This is a genomic window from Gemmiger formicilis, from assembly GCF_024462815.1.
GTDB lineage: Bacteria > Bacillota > Clostridia > Oscillospirales > Ruminococcaceae > Gemmiger.
Genome location: NZ_JANGCG010000001.1, coordinates 209,506 through 228,373 on the forward strand (window position 1 = coordinate 209,506; position 18,868 = coordinate 228,373).

The 18,868-nt window shown below is 49.1% G+C and carries 16 protein-coding genes and 1 tRNA gene; 6 read left to right on the forward strand and 11 right to left on the reverse strand.

The annotated features are described in order from the left end of the window. Position 1: 1 nt before the first annotated feature. The 4 genes from NE623_RS00990 to NE623_RS01005 all read right to left on the reverse strand — a co-directional run bounded on the left by NE623_RS00990 (position 2) and on the right by NE623_RS01005 (position 4,218). Complete coding sequence (locus tag NE623_RS00990; protein ID WP_256271062.1) at positions 2-1,030, reverse strand: Eco57I restriction-modification methylase domain-containing protein; 1,029 nt, start codon at positions 1,028-1,030, stop codon at positions 2-4. A gap of 5 nt (positions 1,031-1,035) precedes the next feature. Beyond that, a complete protein-coding gene (locus tag NE623_RS00995) occupies positions 1,036-1,998 on the reverse strand; it encodes a restriction endonuclease subunit M (RefSeq protein ID WP_256271061.1) in 963 nt (320 codons plus the stop codon). Positions 1,999-2,418: 420 nt separating this feature from the next. Continuing rightward, the gene (locus NE623_RS01000; protein WP_256271060.1) at positions 2,419-2,937 is read right to left on the reverse strand and encodes a zeta toxin family protein; all 519 of its coding nucleotides are present in this window, start codon (positions 2,935-2,937) and stop codon (positions 2,419-2,421) included. A gap of 21 nt (positions 2,938-2,958) precedes the next feature. After that, entirely contained in the window at positions 2,959-4,218 is a 1,260-nt protein-coding gene (locus NE623_RS01005) for a hypothetical protein (protein ID WP_256271059.1), read from the reverse strand. 223 nt (positions 4,219-4,441) lie between these two features. On the opposite strand from NE623_RS01005, the gene NE623_RS14835 reads away from it, so the two are divergent. Genes NE623_RS14835 through NE623_RS01025 form a run of 5 tightly spaced genes read left to right on the forward strand, consistent with a single transcriptional unit; the run spans position 4,442 to position 9,905 of the window. Next, positions 4,442-4,684, forward strand: a complete 243-nt coding sequence (locus tag NE623_RS14835) for a helix-turn-helix domain-containing protein (RefSeq protein ID WP_370866659.1) — start codon at positions 4,442-4,444, stop codon at positions 4,682-4,684. Continuing rightward, complete coding sequence (locus tag NE623_RS01010) at positions 4,669-5,850, forward strand: tyrosine-type recombinase/integrase (protein WP_256271058.1); 1,182 nt, start codon at positions 4,669-4,671, stop codon at positions 5,848-5,850. Before NE623_RS14835 ends, NE623_RS01010 begins: the two co-directional genes overlap by 16 nt. Beyond that, complete coding sequence (locus NE623_RS01015; RefSeq protein WP_256271057.1) at positions 5,847-7,970, forward strand: hypothetical protein; 2,124 nt, start codon at positions 5,847-5,849, stop codon at positions 7,968-7,970. The genes NE623_RS01010 and NE623_RS01015 overlap by 4 nt, the downstream gene beginning before the upstream one ends. Continuing rightward, entirely contained in the window at positions 7,967-9,472 is a 1,506-nt protein-coding gene (locus NE623_RS01020) for a hypothetical protein (RefSeq protein ID WP_256271056.1), read from the forward strand. The genes NE623_RS01015 and NE623_RS01020 overlap by 4 nt, the downstream gene beginning before the upstream one ends. Before the next feature lie 7 nt (positions 9,473-9,479). Continuing rightward, positions 9,480-9,905 carry a hypothetical protein gene (locus NE623_RS01025; protein ID WP_256271055.1) on the forward strand — a complete coding sequence of 142 codons (426 nt, stop codon included), beginning with the start codon at positions 9,480-9,482 and terminating at the stop codon, positions 9,903-9,905. A 198-nt stretch (positions 9,906-10,103) separates the two neighbouring features. Here NE623_RS01025 and NE623_RS01030 read toward each other — a convergent pair. The 4 genes from NE623_RS01030 to NE623_RS01045 all read right to left on the reverse strand — a co-directional run bounded on the left by NE623_RS01030 (position 10,104) and on the right by NE623_RS01045 (position 14,769). Then, a tRNA-Thr gene (locus NE623_RS01030) sits at positions 10,104-10,179 on the reverse strand. 45 nt (positions 10,180-10,224) lie between these two features. Further along, positions 10,225-11,238: an aspartate--ammonia ligase gene (asnA, locus tag NE623_RS01035; protein WP_256271054.1), complete on the reverse strand. Its 1,014-nt coding sequence runs from the start codon at positions 11,236-11,238 to the stop codon at positions 10,225-10,227. A gap of 40 nt (positions 11,239-11,278) precedes the next feature. Beyond that, positions 11,279-13,036: an ABC transporter ATP-binding protein gene (locus NE623_RS01040; protein WP_256271053.1), complete on the reverse strand. Its 1,758-nt coding sequence runs from the start codon at positions 13,034-13,036 to the stop codon at positions 11,279-11,281. Next, positions 13,033-14,769 (reverse strand): ABC transporter ATP-binding protein, encoded by a 1,737-nt coding sequence (locus NE623_RS01045; RefSeq protein ID WP_256271052.1) that lies wholly within the window; start codon positions 14,767-14,769, stop codon positions 13,033-13,035. Before NE623_RS01045 ends, NE623_RS01040 begins: the two co-directional genes overlap by 4 nt. 152 nt (positions 14,770-14,921) lie before the next feature. Here NE623_RS01045 and NE623_RS01050 point away from each other — a divergent pair, with 152 nt between their 5' ends. Then, positions 14,922-17,195, forward strand: coding sequence for an ATP-dependent Clp protease ATP-binding subunit (locus NE623_RS01050; protein ID WP_256271051.1), 2,274 nt, complete (start codon positions 14,922-14,924; stop codon positions 17,193-17,195). Between the two features lie 47 nt (positions 17,196-17,242). Here NE623_RS01050 and NE623_RS01055 read toward each other — a convergent pair whose 3' ends face one another. From NE623_RS01055 to pyrB, 3 genes are read right to left on the reverse strand one after another with little or no spacing between them, the layout of a single operon-like run. Next, positions 17,243-17,446, reverse strand: a complete 204-nt coding sequence (locus NE623_RS01055; protein WP_256271050.1) for a ferredoxin-thioredoxin reductase catalytic domain-containing protein — start codon at positions 17,444-17,446, stop codon at positions 17,243-17,245. Positions 17,447-17,460: 14 nt separating this feature from the next. After that, complete coding sequence (locus tag NE623_RS01060; RefSeq protein WP_256271049.1) at positions 17,461-17,889, reverse strand: aspartate carbamoyltransferase regulatory subunit; 429 nt, start codon at positions 17,887-17,889, stop codon at positions 17,461-17,463. Next, a complete protein-coding gene (gene pyrB, locus NE623_RS01065) occupies positions 17,876-18,829 on the reverse strand; it encodes an aspartate carbamoyltransferase (protein ID WP_256271048.1) in 954 nt (317 codons plus the stop codon). The genes NE623_RS01060 and pyrB overlap by 14 nt, the downstream gene beginning before the upstream one ends. Between the last annotated feature and the right edge of the window lie 39 nt (positions 18,830-18,868).

Genomic DNA, 18,868 nt, shown 5'->3' on the forward strand with positions numbered 1-18,868 from the left:
ATTATGCCATCTCCTTTACATGAGATTCGATGAAGTCGATTTCCTGCTGGGAAAGACCGTATTTCTTGTAGAGCTGCTTGTCGACGTCACGGATGGAGGCTGACCAGTTAATGTCAGAGTTGGGGGTGAAATTTTGGATGGGTATTGTACTCCATACAGATTTTGGTGTATGCTGTGTAGCTTTTTTTATGCCAAGAAGTGCTCTAAATAGCTTTGTTTTTATATATTTAGCTTCGGAAACCGCCTCGTCTTCTGTCAAAAATTTTCCTACACTCATAAAGGTATCCGTTGACCCTTCATTTGGCTTTCCAATTTCTGGCAATGTCAATGTTTCTCCAAATTGTCCGTTGCCATTTGCTTCAGGAAAGAATACTTTGTATTTATCAAGATAGTCATTATTTATGACATATTCGGTCTTTACATACTTATATACTCGACTACCTTTTGTCCTCCCCAAAACTGTGTAATATGGAGAACCGTCTTGTGGTGGATTCTCTGTAAAAGCTTCCGGCAATTTGTCAAAGATATTTGAAACAATCATATTTCCTGTACCTTTGCCAACCTTAGATGCCGCGTCTGGAAAGGCATTAAAAAAGGCATCTGTCAAGCGATACATACCTCTTGGTGAAACAATGCTATCCATAAAGCCAAAATTTGCCATGTGCTTTACCTTGCCATAGATATGATTTAATTCATCATAAGGAGAAAAGACACCAATTTTTTCGAAGATTTTATTTTTATCCCGCAGCGTAATTGCTACACCGCCCTTTATTTCAGTAGATGGAAAAATTGTCGAGGCATCTTTTTCATACAGCAGAACTTTAAAGTGTTCATCGTTGAGCATTTTTTCATTCCACTCTTTTGGTGTTTGTCCAGCATCGAAAAGGAATCTCGCTGGAGTAATAAGCTCGACAGTATTAGCAATTTTATAGGCTTCATCCATGAAAAGGTTATATACTGGGTTGGAGCGCCCATTATTTTTTACAGGTTCTTGGTAGGCCGGATTGCCTATAGAATAATCAAACTTCATATTGCTTATTTCTCTCCTTTCATTTTATTGTAAGTGATTGCCCGCATTGCACGCCAATCACGGATTTTACATTCGTACTTTTTATTCTGCTTAGCCGCCTCATCGAACAGCGTTTCCTGTTCAAAGTCACTTGCAAACAGGGATAGCTGCTCGTAGTCGTCTGATATGTACAGCTCTTTGCCCGGAATCGTCCCTTTTAGGCCGTCCATCTGCCATATATTCCAGCAGATTACATTGGCAATCTGGTTCAGTTCCTTGGCATTCGGCTCCCGCCGCCATCGCTCCTGCATATAGTCCACAAAGGTCATCAGCAGGTTGATACGGGCCACCAGCAGGTTGTCACCCTGATATTCGTAGCCGTAGGTGCTTTCAAACGCCCGCCGCGTCCATTTCAGCCAGTCAGCCTCATTGTCGGTGTTCTCGTTCACGACCCGCAACTTTCTGTCGAGAATTCCGATTCTGCTTTCAATCGGCAGTTCTTCGCCAGTAGCGGCATCATAGCGGGACACCAGATAAGGGGCCTCGCCGCAGGTGATTTCCAGCCGCCGAGAATCAACATACCGCTGCCAATCCCGTTCTTTCTCAAAGTAAACAGGTTCTTTCGTTGGCTCCCAGTGTTCACCGTTCAGAGTATTAAATACATTTTCGCGTCCAAACCAATCGTCATCGCATTTATTGTTCATGTAGCAGACGACCCAAGAGGGCGTAAAGACCTCGGCTTTGGATTTCGTTCTTGCCGCCTGTTCTTCTTCCGCTTTCAAAATGCGTGGCTGGATAAGATTGGCATATACCCCGGAAATCAGCTCCGGCGTGATTTGATTATCCTGCCGATAACCATCGCCATATCGTTCATAAGTGTTTGTTGCCCAGATTATATTTTCACCTGTCGTCTTATCTGCCAGCAGAAACCGCATTGCCGTTCTGACCGGATAAGAATACAGGTCAATCAGTTTGCCCAGATGTGCCACCCCCGCGTCCCGGACGCAGAGAAAGGCAAACGAAACTTATCATTGCATGACCTAGGTCATGCAATGGGAAAGGCGCCTTTCCGCGCCGCTTTATTCTTTTGTGCAAATTATACCATATTGGCAGAAATTTCGCTATCCTTTGTGGAATTATTTTGCCCCTTCATCCCCTTCATAAAAGGAGTTTTTTTACTAAAAAAATGATTTTTTGTTCTCTTAACTCCATTCTACCATTTTGCGATACCTATAAATCGGACTTCTGGCGTTTTGGGCATTGGAATAATTACCAAAGATTTCATCTCAAAATGTCGTTGTTGCACAAAAACAGATTAAAAACACCGATTTTTGAATTTTTTTGTAAAAGAAACTCCTTTTGAATATAAAAATAGCCGCCCTCGCAAGGAGAGCGGCCATCCTAAATGTTTACTTTACAGTGGCTAATAGTTTTGTTGTCCATTGTGGGTGATAATCACCAACAGACTCTATATGCCCATCAACCTTTCTCGCAATAAGAGCAAATCCATTATAGTTGTCGTAGAAATCGGCGCAATCACAGTAAGGAAGAACCACAGTTAAATCATCCATTCGGTGAGCATACTGGTTCTGTACCTCTTGGCAAACAGCATTTGCCCCACTGTTCTTTGCGCGATTCTTGATGCGAAGGAGATTTTCATCAACAGGGTCCAAGCCAACATAATATAGACGAACCGTGTATCCAGCATCCTTGGCTCTACGGCACAGTTCCTTGGAAAACTCTCCGTGCAATGTAGCCTCATAACTAAAGCTGATTCCATCTTTCAAAGCAGTCTCAATGCGCTCTGAGGCTGCTTTTTCCTTTTCGTCGACAACCAATCCCAAATCCGTTCGCACGGCTCTGAGAACTCCGAGCAGGCTGGATTTTCCTACGCCGTCAATGCCGCCAATAATCGTGCAAATCTTCATGTTCTGACACCCAATTTTAGTTTATGGCGCACCTTTATTTCCTAGCTGATTCATTAACATCTTTACGATTTCCTCGGCCTGTTGTTTCTTAACTTCTTCAATTCGTTTTCGATAATATTTGGCATTTGGACCACGATGCACATCGCAGTACATTCTTGTGACATGATTGCTAAGTTGGAAATATCGGTTGCAAAGCAAACATTTACGGTAACGGACATTATTGGTCTGTTCGTTGACAATGGCTGCATAGAGCATCGCATCAAGAGTCGGTGACATCAGGCGTTTCTTTTTGCCTCTGCTGTCGTAATTATAGGTGATGTCCTTCATGTGCAGATTTATATAATCATCTAAGGCGAGTTTCATATATTTGCTTGGGTATGAAGTGATATTTAAAAGCATTTCATCCGCTGTTTCCCAGCGAGGTCCGGCATTGGCAGATTCATAGGTGGAAATCACCTCTCTCCAAGCGCCGGGATATGTATAGATTTTGTGGTTTCCATCAACCCCTTTACGTCGGTAATACTTTAGACCATTAAGAATATCTTTTGCGAATTTTACCAACGCATTGGCTGCGTAATGTTGTCCTAAGAAATTATCGTACCACGGGATATGTACCGATATGTTATCGCCTTGTTGCTTTCTTTTCTCAGATTTGTATGCACGGCTCGAAAACTCCGCCGTCTTTACAACTTCATCAGGTACATTGGCTTCTACATCGGCCCAAATGCAAGACAATACATAACCCGCAGCCAGATAATTGCTTTGCCGGGAGAAATGCCCACAGAGCATAGAGATGGCTTCATCCTTATATCCGTAATATTCGGCAATACCAAGTGGCATATCCGGACAGAGGTTCCGCAAACGCCACACGTGCTGCTCTTTGGTTTCTTCTGGAACAAATAGTTCCCGGAACTCATGCAGCGCAGGTATCGCGTTGGATAATACAAGCGGATAAAGTTTTTCCTGCTCATCATCCCCCTCATCCCTCAATAGCGAATAGGCCCGCGTGACTGCTCGTGCATCTGCCGTTGATTTCGTCATTTCTGCCAATGCGTCATCTGAAATCGTTCCGTCATAGGGAGATGTATAGCCATCAGGAGGAACGTGATTTTCCTCCAGCCATTGGCGCACGTTATCTTCCGTGATTCCATGTTCGCGTAAATCCACCAGTGCATCGTTGCTGATGGCAGTATATTGCGTTCTGCCTCGGTCCTGCTTTAATTGCGAATCGTCCGCCTTGTACCATCGCAGGACCATGTCCGTTGAATAGTAAAGTCCCATAATTACGTCCTCTCAGCATTTTTTACAGCCTCATAATAACAGTATATTTGCTGTCAGACACATCTGCAATAGGTTCAAAAGGCAAATTGAGCGGAAAATTTTCAAAAAAAGTAAATGTTATCCCTATGTTATCACTTTTTGTAGGAACAATTACACGCTACAATGTAAACAGAATCAACCAGATTCATTATCCAAATGCCATCTATGAAAGGGGAAAAATAAAATGACCGATTTTCTTAACACCTATAAAACACAACCCGCCGAGCTTTCGGTTAACGAGGTTGCCAAAATCCTGCGTTGCTCAAATCAAATGGTTTTCAAGCTCTGCCTTCAGTATAAGGACCTATCATACTACAAGGTTGGAAATCGCTATTGGATACCCAAAAAGAGCGTACGGGATTACATTCTTCGGAACCGTGGCGGGCGCAAAGAAAAGGAGCATGACAATAAATGCGATTCAAAGTAAAGAAATTTTTATACCCCTGTGGGGCAAATGATGAACGGAAAGAAATGAACCTTATTATTGACGAGCATTTTGCTGATGCAGAAATAAATCGTCATCTTGTTTTAGCACAAATGGACAAAGGAAAACCTATATCTACTCCGATTTACTATTTGTGCATCTATTTAAATTATCTTGACGAACATGGTCTTGAAGCGGTGGATGTCAAAATGTCAGACATTCAGGATTTCTTGCAGGAAATTTATATTGATGGACTTCCGTATGCAGGAAAAGGAAAACCTTGCAGCTACGCGGTGATTCAAGACTATATTGAAGCTTTGTCAAAACTGTATGATAATCTTACCCTTAGAGGGTACAAAATGGATGAAAGCCTTTATACTCGTTCACAGATGATGATACTTGCACCAACGAAAACACACAAAAAGGCTCACATTTTAGGAAGAAACGAACATCTTACGATGGTTCATTATCTCACCTATATGTTCAGCCCCAATCAAAATGATGTACCAAAATCCGCCTATGTAAAATGGTATAGCGCAGAGCAAATCAATGCTATCGCAGACGCACTTCCATTAGTCTACCGTTGCATATTTCTCGACACTGTCTACGTAGGGCATCGTGTTGGCGGAGCATTATCGCTTACGCTGGACTCTGTTGACCTTTACAACGGCACAGTAACACCCACAAAAAGCAAAACAGGAAAAATCCACACATCTTATATTCCTGCACCGCTGATTGAAGATATGAGACAGTATCTAATTGAAGTTCGTAGAAATATTGCAACGGACAGTAATGCTTTTTTCATTGGAAGAAATGGAAAATCTGTAACATACCAAGCATATCGTATGGCGCTCGAATCTGCAAGAATAGCGGTAAATAAAAAATATGGTTGGAACATTGAAGCGCTTCATACCCATGCAGGTCGGAGTACCTTTGCAGCAGCACTTCGGACGTATCAACTTGATTGCAGACGAAACGGAGTTCCAACATTCAGTGATGTTGATTTTTGCAACTTAATGGACTGGAAATCGCTCGATTCCTTAAAGCACTACGACCTTATCAATCGCATACACGAAATATCTCCGCTGATAAAAGAGCTCTATTCTAATTTTGATTCAGTCGTTGAGGAAAATGGAAGCCTTATTAACGCAGATATGGAGCGTGTATGAGCAGAGCGATAAAAATCATTGATACCAGTGGATTCTATTGGACGGTTTCTATTGACGGGAAAGTTATCCAACTTGGAAAGCGTTTATGCCGAGTTGATTTTGGAAATGCTGATAATTTGAATTCTGTGCTTAAGGACATTGAGGATATTTTCATCTGGCGACATACGTTTAGCGATGTTCAATCAAGAACCAACACCTTTAATTTACTTATACTTCTTGATTCCATATATTACGAAAGTACGCTAGAATTGTTTCAGTACCATTGTGCAGAAATAATGAAGCAGTGCGATACGCCGTTTGCAGAAACATTCACGAAAGTGTTTGGCTCCTGCCCTGAGAAGAAATATCGTCGTCTTTCTATTGTATCTGAAATATCAAAAATCTATAAGGATATCCATTTTCAGTTCTACGGCCCGCAAAAGTTAAAGCGGTCTAAGTACGCATCAAATAGCCAATTTTGCGTAAAATATTTCTCAGCTACATGGAACGTAATTTCTTACAAAATAAATGATGAACCCTTGGATATTTGTCTTAGTGGTAAAACTCATTTGGCCGAAGCCACGAATGTATTATCTGTAATTGAAAACTTACAGGAGGCATTAGCATCGGAAGACAAAACTACCATTATTTCTATATTCGAAGAAGTCGGTTATCTTAATGCGCTCGACATCATTCGAATTTGCTATCCTGAACTTGCTGTACGCTTTTTCACAAAAATTGCTGAAAGAATGGTTCGCACACGTCAACGAGTGCATCCGTTTTTGCTTCTTAAAAATTATATAAAAACCGTTCCATATCAAGGAAGTGCAAGGCGCTTTTTCTATACATTATTGGAGCATCTCGAAGACCAAGTTCCTTATTATGATGAGCAGTTGATAGCAGGCAATGAACAAGAGCTACTTTCAGACAAGGGCACATATACTCTTTATTTTCGAAATGCAAATGCTATTTATTCCACAGAACTCGTCTTTCTCGGAGACTTCCAACTGCGAAAAGAGTGTAAAGAATTTTGTTTAAGCTATGCTAAATTCGGAAATAAAAATTTAAATATAGAAAAAGCATCCCATGTCAGTGGAATTTTTCGGCAACTTTTTTCGATTATGTTCAATGACTTAGATATTTATATTGAATCCATCGTATCCTTGACCTCCTCCGATGTAAAAATTCTACTTTCATATCTGATTCAGTCCTCTGAATTTGCTTACACAACAATAAAGAAGCGGATTCTCCTTCTCGGAAAATTTTATGCATATATCACAGGCATGGAACCAACAAACCCTGCATCTGCTTTTTATAAACTAAAGCTCCCCATAGGGGAGTCCATTCACACCACGCCAATTTCAAAAGATGCTAAGGAATGTATTATCCGAGAAATTTCTACTGCACCTCCGGTTTATTCCGTTGGAATCAAAATCGCTTTTGCAACCGGGATGAGAGATGGAACATTTGATACGTTAACAACGGATTCGTTGGTCTACACGCAAGGGCATTATGTCATACGCTATTTTTTGAAAAAGACCTACAAATACCGCATTGCGAATGGCTTACCCGTTTATAATGAATGCCAGATTCCGAATGAGCTTGCAATGGAAATCAAGGAATTTATCAATCAAACAAAGGACCTGCGTTCTCAACTTGATAAGCCATATCTTCTTGTTTATCAAGACCTGCATAGAAGAGCAGGAACACATCTGCTGCCAAGAGTTCTTAACGGTAAATGTCTACAATACTTTATCTGTAACATTCTTTCAAAAGCAAATATTCGGGATGCAGACGGTGTCATTGATAGAGAGTCCCTTAGAAGTATCCGTGCCGAAGTAGGCAGAGCACTCTTTGCAAGCGGAAAGAATGCTGATGAGGTATCTTCCTTTTTAGGTAACTCCCCGGTGGTTGCGAGTCAGTCTTACAACAAGTGTTATCCTACGGATGAGGCACGCAAGTACAATTCATTTTATAAGGAAACCTTGGAGAAATCCGCGTTTTCTTCAAACAATATAGAACCAAAAAAACAAAATCGAACGGTAATGTTTGGGACTTGTTCTTCCAGTAAAGTCTGTAATGGAAAAGACTGTCGAACCTGTCCCGAACGAATTGTTCGAAAAGGAGGTGCAACTACATGAGTTCTGCGGCTTTGAAAGAAATCAAGCCCATTAAAATTCCAGATGAGATTCCATACGAAGAAAAACAATCCTGCAAAAAGTTACTTGCTCTATATACAAGCGATACTTTTGATAATAATAGTTGGGATGTTGTCTTGGCTTCTTCCGGAAAAAAGGGGACACTACATTTTCCAAATTTGAATCAATATCCATTGCTAGAAATTGAAATTTTGAAGGCTACGATTCTTAGTATGCTTTCTGCTGGCGCAACACTGTCGACCTGTTCAAGCAGAATTCATGATTCCTGCTTTGTGTTCGATTACTTTGAGAATAAAGGACTTTCGATTGCACAGCTTAACCAAGAACTCTTTTATAACTTTTATAATTATCTCGGTATAATAAAACTTGAAAACTGGCATCGCAATCGATATCTCCAAACATTACAGGCGCTTGCTGAAACAGGCGAACGACTTGGAGTGCTGAACATACTATCAATCGTTCCTGTTGGCAGACGCTTTAAAAATTCAGCAAGTCCGAAACGGGCTCCAGAAGTTCAAGTCATTGCTCAAGTGGACAGCCTATTCTTCAACCTAAGTAATGATATTCCGCTAGGATATCGAGTAATGTACTTTACACTTCGTTTGCGAACCCATCGGATTTCCGAGGTTATTGCAATGTCGCTAGATTGCATCTCATATCCAGAAGAAAATGTATTTGCTATTTCCGTTCCAACAGCTAAAGAAACAGCATATCATGTGCCCGTATTCCATCAATATAGTTTTCTTGCAGATGGCGTATGTGAAAGCATTTACTATAAGCTACTAATACAACAACACGACTACGCATTGTCAATGCAGGGACAATTAAAACCTCAATATCAAGGATACTTATTTGTACATCCGAAATTGCAACGTATTATTACCACTAATGACTTTAATAGCTATCTTGTCAAACTCTGTGCTGATAATAATGTTGTTGATTCAGATGGAAATGCAGCAAAAATCACCTCACATGACCTACGCCACATAAATGTGTGTGAACGCTTACAAGGAAACGTGATTTCCGCAACAGAAACAATGGTAGAATGCAATCACTCTTCAATGGACCAAACTTTGGGGTATGGTTATCCATCGAAGAAAGATGAAGCCAAACATCTTGCCAAAATCACAAAACAAATACCCTTGTTCGGAGAGCAGAAAGAAGTACAATGTCTGCAAGTTCCATCATTCAAATATGACCGCCTTCTGGATGAACCTACGACCCGTATGATACCCGGTTACGGTATCTGTTGCAATCAAACCTGTAAACCACAATTTGAAAAATGCCTTGCTTGTGAGTCGTTCTTGCCTGACCCTGCGTATCGAGACTACTTTTCTGCTGCAATTGATTTGCTATTGAAACGTAATCAGCGAATCGTCCAAAAGCATGGCGACAATACTATTGTCCAGCATAATGAAGAACTAATCCGTCTATACCAAGTATGTATTAAAACTATTGATAGTGAAAGCATACATAGAAGTTGAGGTTAACATGAAAACACAAAATGAAGGTATTCGCACATACCAAGAGAGCAAGCGACAGGAAAAATTATCGAAAATCGATGAGGCATATCAATACCTAAAGGAATCACACCTGTCAATCACAAAGAAAGCATTAAGCGACGCAAGCGGTATCCCACTAAGAACAATCCATCAGCCTTATGTACAGCAACATCTGTTACAATATCCTGAGTTCAATCCTGACTCTGTGTCATGTGATTCTACTGGTACTATTACAGCGTTAGAAAATGAAGTAAAACGTCTGAAGTGTTTGCTCTCGAAATCAAGAAATGATAACAACCGATTGAAAGCAGAGAACCTTTCATTGAAAGAAGAGTGTCGGAAGCTGAACTATGAATACGCATGCGTCTTGGGTGATAACCAAAAGCTGCGTGAGAATAAACTGATTCGACTGTAAAGAATAGCCCCTATGGCTCAACCATAGGGGCTATTATAAACAAAAGCGCTCCTTGCATATTTATACAAGGAGCGCTCTGGATTGCGTGAAAAACTCTTATGGAATGTGTGCAACATAGAGCCTTATACATGAACAGCGTCACAATAAGGTTTGTTCTATATTGCACTGTACATTGCATCTTTATTTTTCACAATCGTTTGGAGCTAGTAATAGGACTCGAACCTACAACCTGCTGATTACAAATCAGCTGCACTGCCAATTGTGCTATACTAGCGGGTACTTTTATATAATACCACAATCGGCAGTAATTTGTCAAGTATTAAAGCAGCTCTACGCCTGCGGCCTTGCAGGCCTGCACGGTGGATTCATCCCACAGGCTGACCTGAACCTCGCCGACGTGAACCTTGCCCAACAGCAGCATACACAGGCGGCTCTGGCCAATGCCGCCGCCCATTGTCAAGGGAAGTGTGCCGTCCAGCAGCATCTTGTGGAAGGGCAGCTCCTTGCGCTGCGGGCAGCCGGCAGCCTCCAGTTGGCGGCGCAGGGCATCGGCATCCACGCGGATACCCATGCTGGAAAGCTCCAGCGCACAGCCCAGCGGCTTATGCCAGAACAGAATATCGCAGTTCAAGGCCCAATCATCGTAGTCGGGGGCGCGGCCATCGTGGGGTTTGCCACTCTTGAGCTTGCCGCCTATCTGCATAATGCAGATGGTACCGTGCTCCTTGGCAAAGGCATTTTCTCGCTGTTTCGGGGTCAGGTCAGGGTAGGCGTCCTCCAGCTCCTGCGTGGTGATGAAGGTCACCTCACGGCCCAGACTGATTGCGTTTTTCAGCTCCGGGAACTTCCAGCGCAGCTCGTCAGAGGTTGCACAAACAGCATCCACAATGTCGCGCACCGTCTCCTTGAGAAATTCCAGCGTGCGCTGGTCGGCAGTGATAACACGCTCCCAGTCCCACTGGTCCACATAAATGCTGTGCAGATTGTCCAGCTCCTCATCGCGGCGGACGGCGTTCATATCCGTCACAATGCCCTGACCGGGGCGGAAGCCGTACTTGTACAGCGCGTAGCGCTTCCATTTGGCAAGGCTGTGGACGATTTCGGCCTGCTCGTTCAGGCTGGGCACATCAAAGGCAACCGGGCGCTCTACACCGTTCAGATCATCGTTCAGGCCGCTGCCCTGCATAACAAACAGGGGCGCGGTGACGCGCTTGAGGTGCAGTGCCATACAGAGCTTTTCCTGAAAAATCGTCTTGATTAGGCCGATGGCCTTCTGGGTGTCATAAAGCCCCAGCAGGCTTTGGTAGCCTTCGGGAATCGTAATGTTGCTCATACTTACATTCTCCTTTTTGTTTTGTACTTTCCCTATATGCTTACGCCTTGGCAAACTGGCTTTCGTACAGCTGCTTATAGAAGCCGCCCTGCGCCAGCAGTTCCTCATGCGTACCGCGCTCAATGATGTTGCCGGCCTTCATCACCAGAATCTGGTCAGCGTTTTTGATGGTGGACAGACGGTGGGCCACAATAAAGCTCGTGCGGCCCTTCATCAGCTCCTCAAAGGCGTCCTGCACCAGAACCTCGGTGCGGGTATCAATGCTGGAGGTTGCCTCATCCAGAATCAGAATCGGCGGGCGGCGCAACATCACACGCGCAATGCAGAGCAGCTGCCGCTGGCCCTGACTGATGTTGCCGCCGTCCTCCGCCACCTGCGTATCATAGCCATTGGGCATACGGCAGATAAAGCTGTGGGCGCGGGCCTTTTTGGCGGCCTCGATGATTTCCTCGCGGGTGGCGTCCGGCTTACCGTAGGCGATATTTTCGGCAATCGTACCGGCCTTCAGCCACGTTTCCTGCAGCACCATGCCCAGATTGGCGCGCAGGCTGTCGCGGGTCACCTCGTCAATGGGATGGCCGTCCACCCGCAGTGTGCCGCCGTTGATTTCATAGAACCGCATCAGCAGATTGACCAGCGTGGTCTTACCACAGCCGGTGGGGCCAACCAACGCAATCCGCTGGCCCGGCATAACCTTCAGATTCATATCCTCAATCAGTGGCACATCGTCCATGTAGCGGAATTTCACATGGTCAAACTCCACGCTGCCGGCACCATGGGGCAGGGCAATAGCCCCCGGGGCATCGGGTGTAATGGGGGTCTCGTCAATCAGGTCAAACACCCGCTGTGCGCAGGCCAGCGCGTTCTGCAGCTCGGTCATAACGCCGGAAATATCATTGAAGGGCTTTGTATACTGGTTGGCATAGTTCAGAAAGACCGACAGCTGACCAACCGTAATGCCGCCCGCAATCGCAACAAAGGCGCCCAGCACGCCCACCGCGGCATAGACCAATGCATTCACAAAGCGGGTGCAGGGGTTTGTCAGGGAAGAAAAGAAAATGGCACGAACGCCACATTTCTGCAAATCAAGATTGATTTTGTCAAAGCGCTCTTCGGCTCGGCGCTCATAGCCGAAGGCGCGGACAAGGTGTTCGTTGCCGACCAGTTCCTCCACAAGGCTGGTCATTTCGGCACGGGTCTCGCTCTGCACCTTGAACATCGAATAGGTGTGTGTCGCAATGAAACGCGCCACAAAGATGGACAGCGGGGTGAGTGCAACAACCACCAGTGCAATGCGCCAATCAATGGCTAGCATAACGCCAAGTGTGCCTAAAATCGTCAGCACGCCGGTGAACAGCTGGGTAAAGCCCATCAGCAGGCCGTCACTGAACTGCTCCACATCGGTGGTAATACGGCTGATGGCGTCACCGGGGCGGTGCGCGTCCATATACTTCAGCGGCAGAAGCTCCAGCTGCTCAAAGGCCCTGACGCGCATATCCCGCACCACCTGAAAGGTAATGCGGTTGTTTACCACATTCATAAGCCACTGGGCCACGGCAGTGCAGAGAATCGTGCCAGCAATCTCCAGTGCCAGCTTGCCAAGCCCTGCAAAGTCCACTGCACCGGGGCCGAGAATCATATCCACGGCATCGCCGGTCAGCACAGGAGCCAGCAGGGTAGTCACCACGGTAATCAGTGCCAGAATCAGCGTCAGGATGACTAGTGGCGTGTACGGGCGTATCAGCTGCAAAACGCGGCGGATGGTATTCTGATTGCTTTTCTTGTTTTGCTTGCTCATAGCGTTTTTGCCACCTCCTCCTTGCTCAGCTGACTCAGGCAGATTTCCTTATAGACCTCACAGCTGTGCAGCAGCTCGGCGTGGGGTGCATCACCCACCAGACGGCCGTCGTCCAACACCAAAATGTGGTCTGCACGCTGCACACTGGCTGCACGCTGGGAGACGATGAACACTGTCATACCCTGCGTTTTTTCCTTGATGGCTTTGCGCAGGGCGGCATCTGTTGCGAAATCCAGCGCCGAGGCGCTGTCATCGAGAATCAGTATCCGCGGCTTGGGCACAAGTGCGCGGGCAATCGTCAGACGCTGGCGCTGACCGCCGGAGAAGTTGCGCCCTGCGGTTTCGACCGGGGCGTCCAGCATACCCGGCTTCCCGCGGACGAACTCTGCCGCCTGTGCAATTTCCAGAGCCTGCCAGATTTCCTCATCCGTGGCGCCGGGGGCGGCCCACTGCATATTATCGCGAATCGTCCCAGTGAACAGCACTGCCTGCTGTGGTACAATGCCGACCAGCCCACGCAGCTGTGCAAAGCTGTACTGCTTTACATCATGGTCAAACAGCGTAACGCCGCCGTTGTCGGCATCATAAAAGCGGCAGATCAAATCAATCAGCGTTGACTTGCCGCTGCCTGTGCCGCCGATAATGCCGATGGTCTCGCCGGTTCTGGCCGTAAAGCTGATATCCGTCAGGCTGGGTGCGGCGGCGCCGCGGTAGGTGAAGGTTACGTTGTCAAAGCAAACGGCATTTTCCGCGTCTGCTGCGAGCTCTGCTGTGCCGGGGTCTGTCATGGTGGAATGGGTGTTCAGAATTTCATTGACACGCATACCGCTGGCCAGTGCGCGTGTGACAGAGACCACAAGGTCTGCCAGACGAAGCAGGTTGACAAGAATCTGGCTCATATAATTGATGAGCGCGATAATCTCGCCCTGCGTCAGCGTACCGTTATTGACCTCACTGCCGCCGCGCAGCAGCAGGGCAATAACGCCCAGATTGACAACCAGATAGGTCAGGGGATTCATCAGGGCCGAGATACGCCCGGCGGAAATCTGAATCTTTTTCAGGTGGTCATTCGTCTCCACAAAGGCCGCCAGCTCATCCGCCTGACGGGCGAAGGCACGCACCACGCGGGCACCCACGTAGTTTTCGCGGGTCAGCAGGGTCACACGGTCCATGCCGTTCTGGGCCTCATGGTAGATGGGCACGGTCAGACGCATAATGCCCCAGATGATGAGCGATATCACAACCGTCACCAGCACAAAGAGCAGCGTCAGCTTCGGGCTGATGGAGAACGCCATGATGAGCGCACCCAGCACAATGAATGGGCTGCGCAGCAGCAGACGTAGCGTCAGGTTTACGCCGTTCTGCACCTGATTGATGTCACTGGTCATACGCGTAACCAGCGTCGGGGTGCCGATACCGTCCAGCTCGCTGTAGCTCAGCGTATCGATATGGCGGTACAAATCCTTTCGCAAGGCCGTGCCGAAGCCCAGCGCCGCCGTGGCCGAGAACCACTGTGCTGTCAGGCTGCTGGCCAGACCGACTGCCGCCAGCAGCACCAGCAGGCCGCATCGCGTCCAGATGAAGGTCGCATCACCGTTTTTGATTCCGGTGTCGATGATACTGGCAATGACCAGCGGCACGAACAGCTCAAAACAGGCTTCCAGCATTTTGAACAGCGGTGCAAGAAGGGCTTGCTTTTCGTAACCCTTGATGTAGCGCATCAATTTGTGCATTGAAACCACCTCTGAAAGAGAAAATTGTGTAACTGGTTTATTATACCACCATTTTACTGATTTGTCATTGCAGAATCCGCCCGATTTCGATGATTATTTATCTGCCTGGCGTCTATACTTTCATTGGGCACTTCACAGAGGAGGAAATGCGGATGTTCTGGTTCTATCAATATAAAGGTTTTTCCCATACGGCGGCGCATACCGTACACACAGCGCTCGTGTTGGCGGGGCAGCAGGGCTGCAGTCAGGCCGACACCGGCCACCTGTTGCTGGCGCTGGTACAGACAGCGCGGGGCACTGCGGCGGATTTTCTGCGCCGCAAGCGGGTGACCGCCGCCTCGCTGGCAGACTGCCGGGCCGAGCGCCCGGTGGGCAGTCCACGAAGGCTGCACCGGCAGGATATTGCCCCGGAGCTGTGTAAGGCAATGGAATTTGCGGTACTGGGCGCGCACGCCGCCAGCGCGGCCAGGGCTGAAAATGAGCATCTGCTCTGCGCCATATTGGAGGATTCTGCCTGCACGGCAAGCCGCTGGATGGCGTCCCTTGGCGTGGAGCTGCCGCAGGCAGCGCGGGAGTGCCGCCAGCTTTCGGGCCAACAGGTGCTGCCCGCACAGCCGCGTATGTCGACCAGCCGCAGCGGCCGCCCCAGCGAAAAATACGGCCGTGACCTCACCCGCCTTGCGCAGGAGGGGCGGCTGGACCCGGTGCTCTGCCGGGAGGAGGAGCTGGAACGCATGGTGGAAATCCTGTGCCGCCGCCAGAAGAACAACCCCTGCCTGCTGGGGGAGCCGGGTGTCGGCAAATCCGCCCTTGCCGAAGCGCTGGCGCAGCGGATAGCCTCCGGGCAGATAACGCCCGCCCTGCGCGGCAAGCGGGTGCTGGCGCTGGATATGGCCTCTATGGTGGCGGGCACCAAGTACCGCGGCGATTTTGAGGAGCGCTTCAAGAATCTGTTGGAGGAGCTCTACCGGGACCGTTCGACGATTCTGTTCATTGATGAAATTCATATCATTACCGGGGCCGGTGCGGCAGAGGGGGCCATTGACGCCGCCAGCATCCTGAAGCCGATGCTGGCCCGTGGGGAAATCCAGCTTATCGGCGCAACCACGCCGGAGGAGTACCGCAAGACCATCCAGAAGGATTCTGCACTGGAACGCCGCTTCGGCAAGGTGATGGTGGAGGAGCCGACCCCGGCGAATACCGAGGCTATCCTGAACGGCCTGATGCCGCGCTATGAGCGCTACCACGGTGTTTCGATTCCGCCGCAGGCCATCCATGCCGCTGTGGAGCTCAGTGTGCGGTATCTGCCGGGGCGCTATCTGCCCGACAAGGCCATTGACCTGCTGGATGAAGCCGCCGCGGCCTGCCGCATTGCCGAAAAAGGCAGTGAGAAAAAGGCATTGACCCCTGCCGATATCGCCCACGTTGTCAGCAAGGCCAGCGGCGTGCCCGCAGAACGTGTGGGGGAGGCCGAGCGCGAACGGTTGGCGCAGCTGGAGGAACGTCTCAGTGCGGAGGTTATCGGTCAGCCGCGGGCGGTGGCCGCTGTGGCGTCTGCCATCCGCCGCAGCCGTACCGGCCTGCGGGAAACCGGGCGACCCATCGGGGCCATGCTCTTTCTGGGGCCTACCGGCGTAGGCAAAACCCAGCTGGCCCGCACACTGGCAAAATGCTGGTTCGGCAGCGAGAAGGCCCTGCTGCGGTTTGATATGTCCGAATATATGGAGCGCCACACCGTGGCACGGCTTATCGGTGCGCCGCCGGGGTATGTGGGCCATGACGAGGGCGGCCAGCTTACCGAGGCCGTGCGCCGCCGCCCCTACAGCGTTGTGCTGTTTGACGAAATCGAGAAGGCGCACGGGGACATCCAGAATCTGCTTCTGCAGATTTTAGAGGACGGCAGCCTGACCGATGCACAGGGGCGCAGGGCAGACTTTTCCAACACCATCATCCTGCTTACCTCCAATCTGGGGGCACGGTGTCTCGCCGGGCAGACAGCGCCGCTGGGCTTCGGTGCTGTTGCGGCCGAAAACAAGCGCCGCGGCCAGCAGGCCATACAAGAGGCAAAGGAGTTTTTCCGTCCCGAGCTGATGGGCCGCCTTGATGAGGTTGTCCTGTTTGATCCGCTGGGCCCGGCACAGCTTACCGGCATTGCCGACCGTCTGCTGTGTGAGCTGGAGGAGCGCGCCGCACGGCAGGGCTACACACTGCGCCATACCCCCGCCGCCGCCAAAGCGCTTGCGGGGGAGAAGGTGCCGCCATACGGTGCACGGGAGCTGCGGCGCACGGTCAGCCGCGCCGTAGAACAGGCCCTTGCTGACCGTATTGCAGCCGGGACAGCTCATCCCGGTACAGCCTACACTGCCGATGCCGCGCCCGACGGCAGTATCATACTGACGCAGGATACGTTGGCTGCCTGCGTATAAAAAACAGGGCGTTCACCCAATGGCGAACGCCCTGTTCTTGTTGTTGTTCAGTCCTTCACGTACAGACCGCAATGGCAGGGGCCGTGATAGTCAGGGTCGGCCAGCTGCTCCTTGAACTCCTTGCAGATGCAGATATTTTCCGGAATATGCTGCAGACGACAGGGGCAATAGCCGCCTGTGCGCTTGAGCCCCTCACGGATGTTCCGGACGATTTCTTCATCGGGGTTCAGGTGAAATTTCGGCTTGTCCATAGTGTTTACCTCGTTTACGGCTTGACGCGGAACTCCTGCTCGCAGTAAATGCAGCGATAGCGGCCGCTGTGCGTCAGAGCAAAGATGTGGTCGCAGCCCTCCTCAATGGAGGTGATGCAGCGCGGGTTGGTGCACTTGATAACGTTGACCAGGCGTTTGGGCTGGTCCGGGTGCTTCTTTTCTGCCACCTTGCCGTCCTTGATGACGGTGATGGAGATTTTGGGGTCAACGTAGGCAAGAATGTCAAAGCTCAGTCCGCTTACGTCGCCCTCAATCTTTATTATGTCCTTTTTTCCGTCCTTCTGGCTGCGGACGTTCTGCAAAAGGGCCACGCTGGCGTTGGAAAGCTTTTCCAGCTCCATCATATGGTAAAGCGCCAGACCGGTGCCTGCGGTGATATGGTCAATGACCACGCCGTTCTGAATCTCATCAACCTTCAACATTGAACGCTACCTCCCCGGTCTTGGGGTCCTTCAGACCCAGCAAAGTCATAATCAGTGCCATACGCATATAAACGCCGTTCTGCACCTGATCAAAATAGGCGGCACGCGGGTCATCATCCACGTCCAGCGTGATTTCGTTCACACGCGGCAGGGGATGCAGCACCGGCATATCGGCGGGGGCCAGTGCCAGCTTTTCCTTGGTCAGCACGTAGCTGTTCTTCAGGCGGATGTAGTCCTCCTCATTGAAGAAGCGCTCCTGCTGCACGCGGGTCATATACAGCACATCCAGCTCCGGCAGAGCCTCCTCCATGCTGCGGGTCTCCACGTAGGGAATGTTGTTGGGCTCAAGGATTTCCTTGATGATGTAATCCGGCACACGCAGCTCCTCGGGTGAGATAAGCACGAACTTCATACCGGGCAGGCGGGACAGGCTCTTGATAAGGCTGTGCACCGTGCGGCCGAATTTCAAATCGCCGCAGAAGCCAATGGTCAGGTGATCCAGATGCCCCTTGCGCTGGCGGATGGTCATCATATCCAGCAGCGTCTGGGAGGGGTGGCTGTGACCGCCGTCACCGGCGTTGATAACCGGAATCCGGCTGTAGCGGGACGCACGCAGCGGGGCACCCTCCTTGGGGTGACGCATAGCGGCAATGTCCGCCACACAGCTGATTACGCGGATTGTATCAGCAACGGTCTCGCCCTTTGACGCGCTGGAAACGCCCGCATCGGGAAATCCCAGCACCTGACCGCCCAGGTTCAGCATAGCGGCCTCAAAGGAAAGGCGGGTGCGGGTGCTTGGTTCATAGAACAGTGTTGCCAGCCGTTTGCGGGCGGCAACATCCTTGTAGGCGGCCGGGTCATCGTGGATACGGTCGGCAAGGTCCATCAGGCTGAGCGTTTCTTCCAGCGTAAAGTCCGCCGGATCAATCAAATGTCTCATACACAATCCCCTTTGTTTAACACTCTATATTTCAAACAG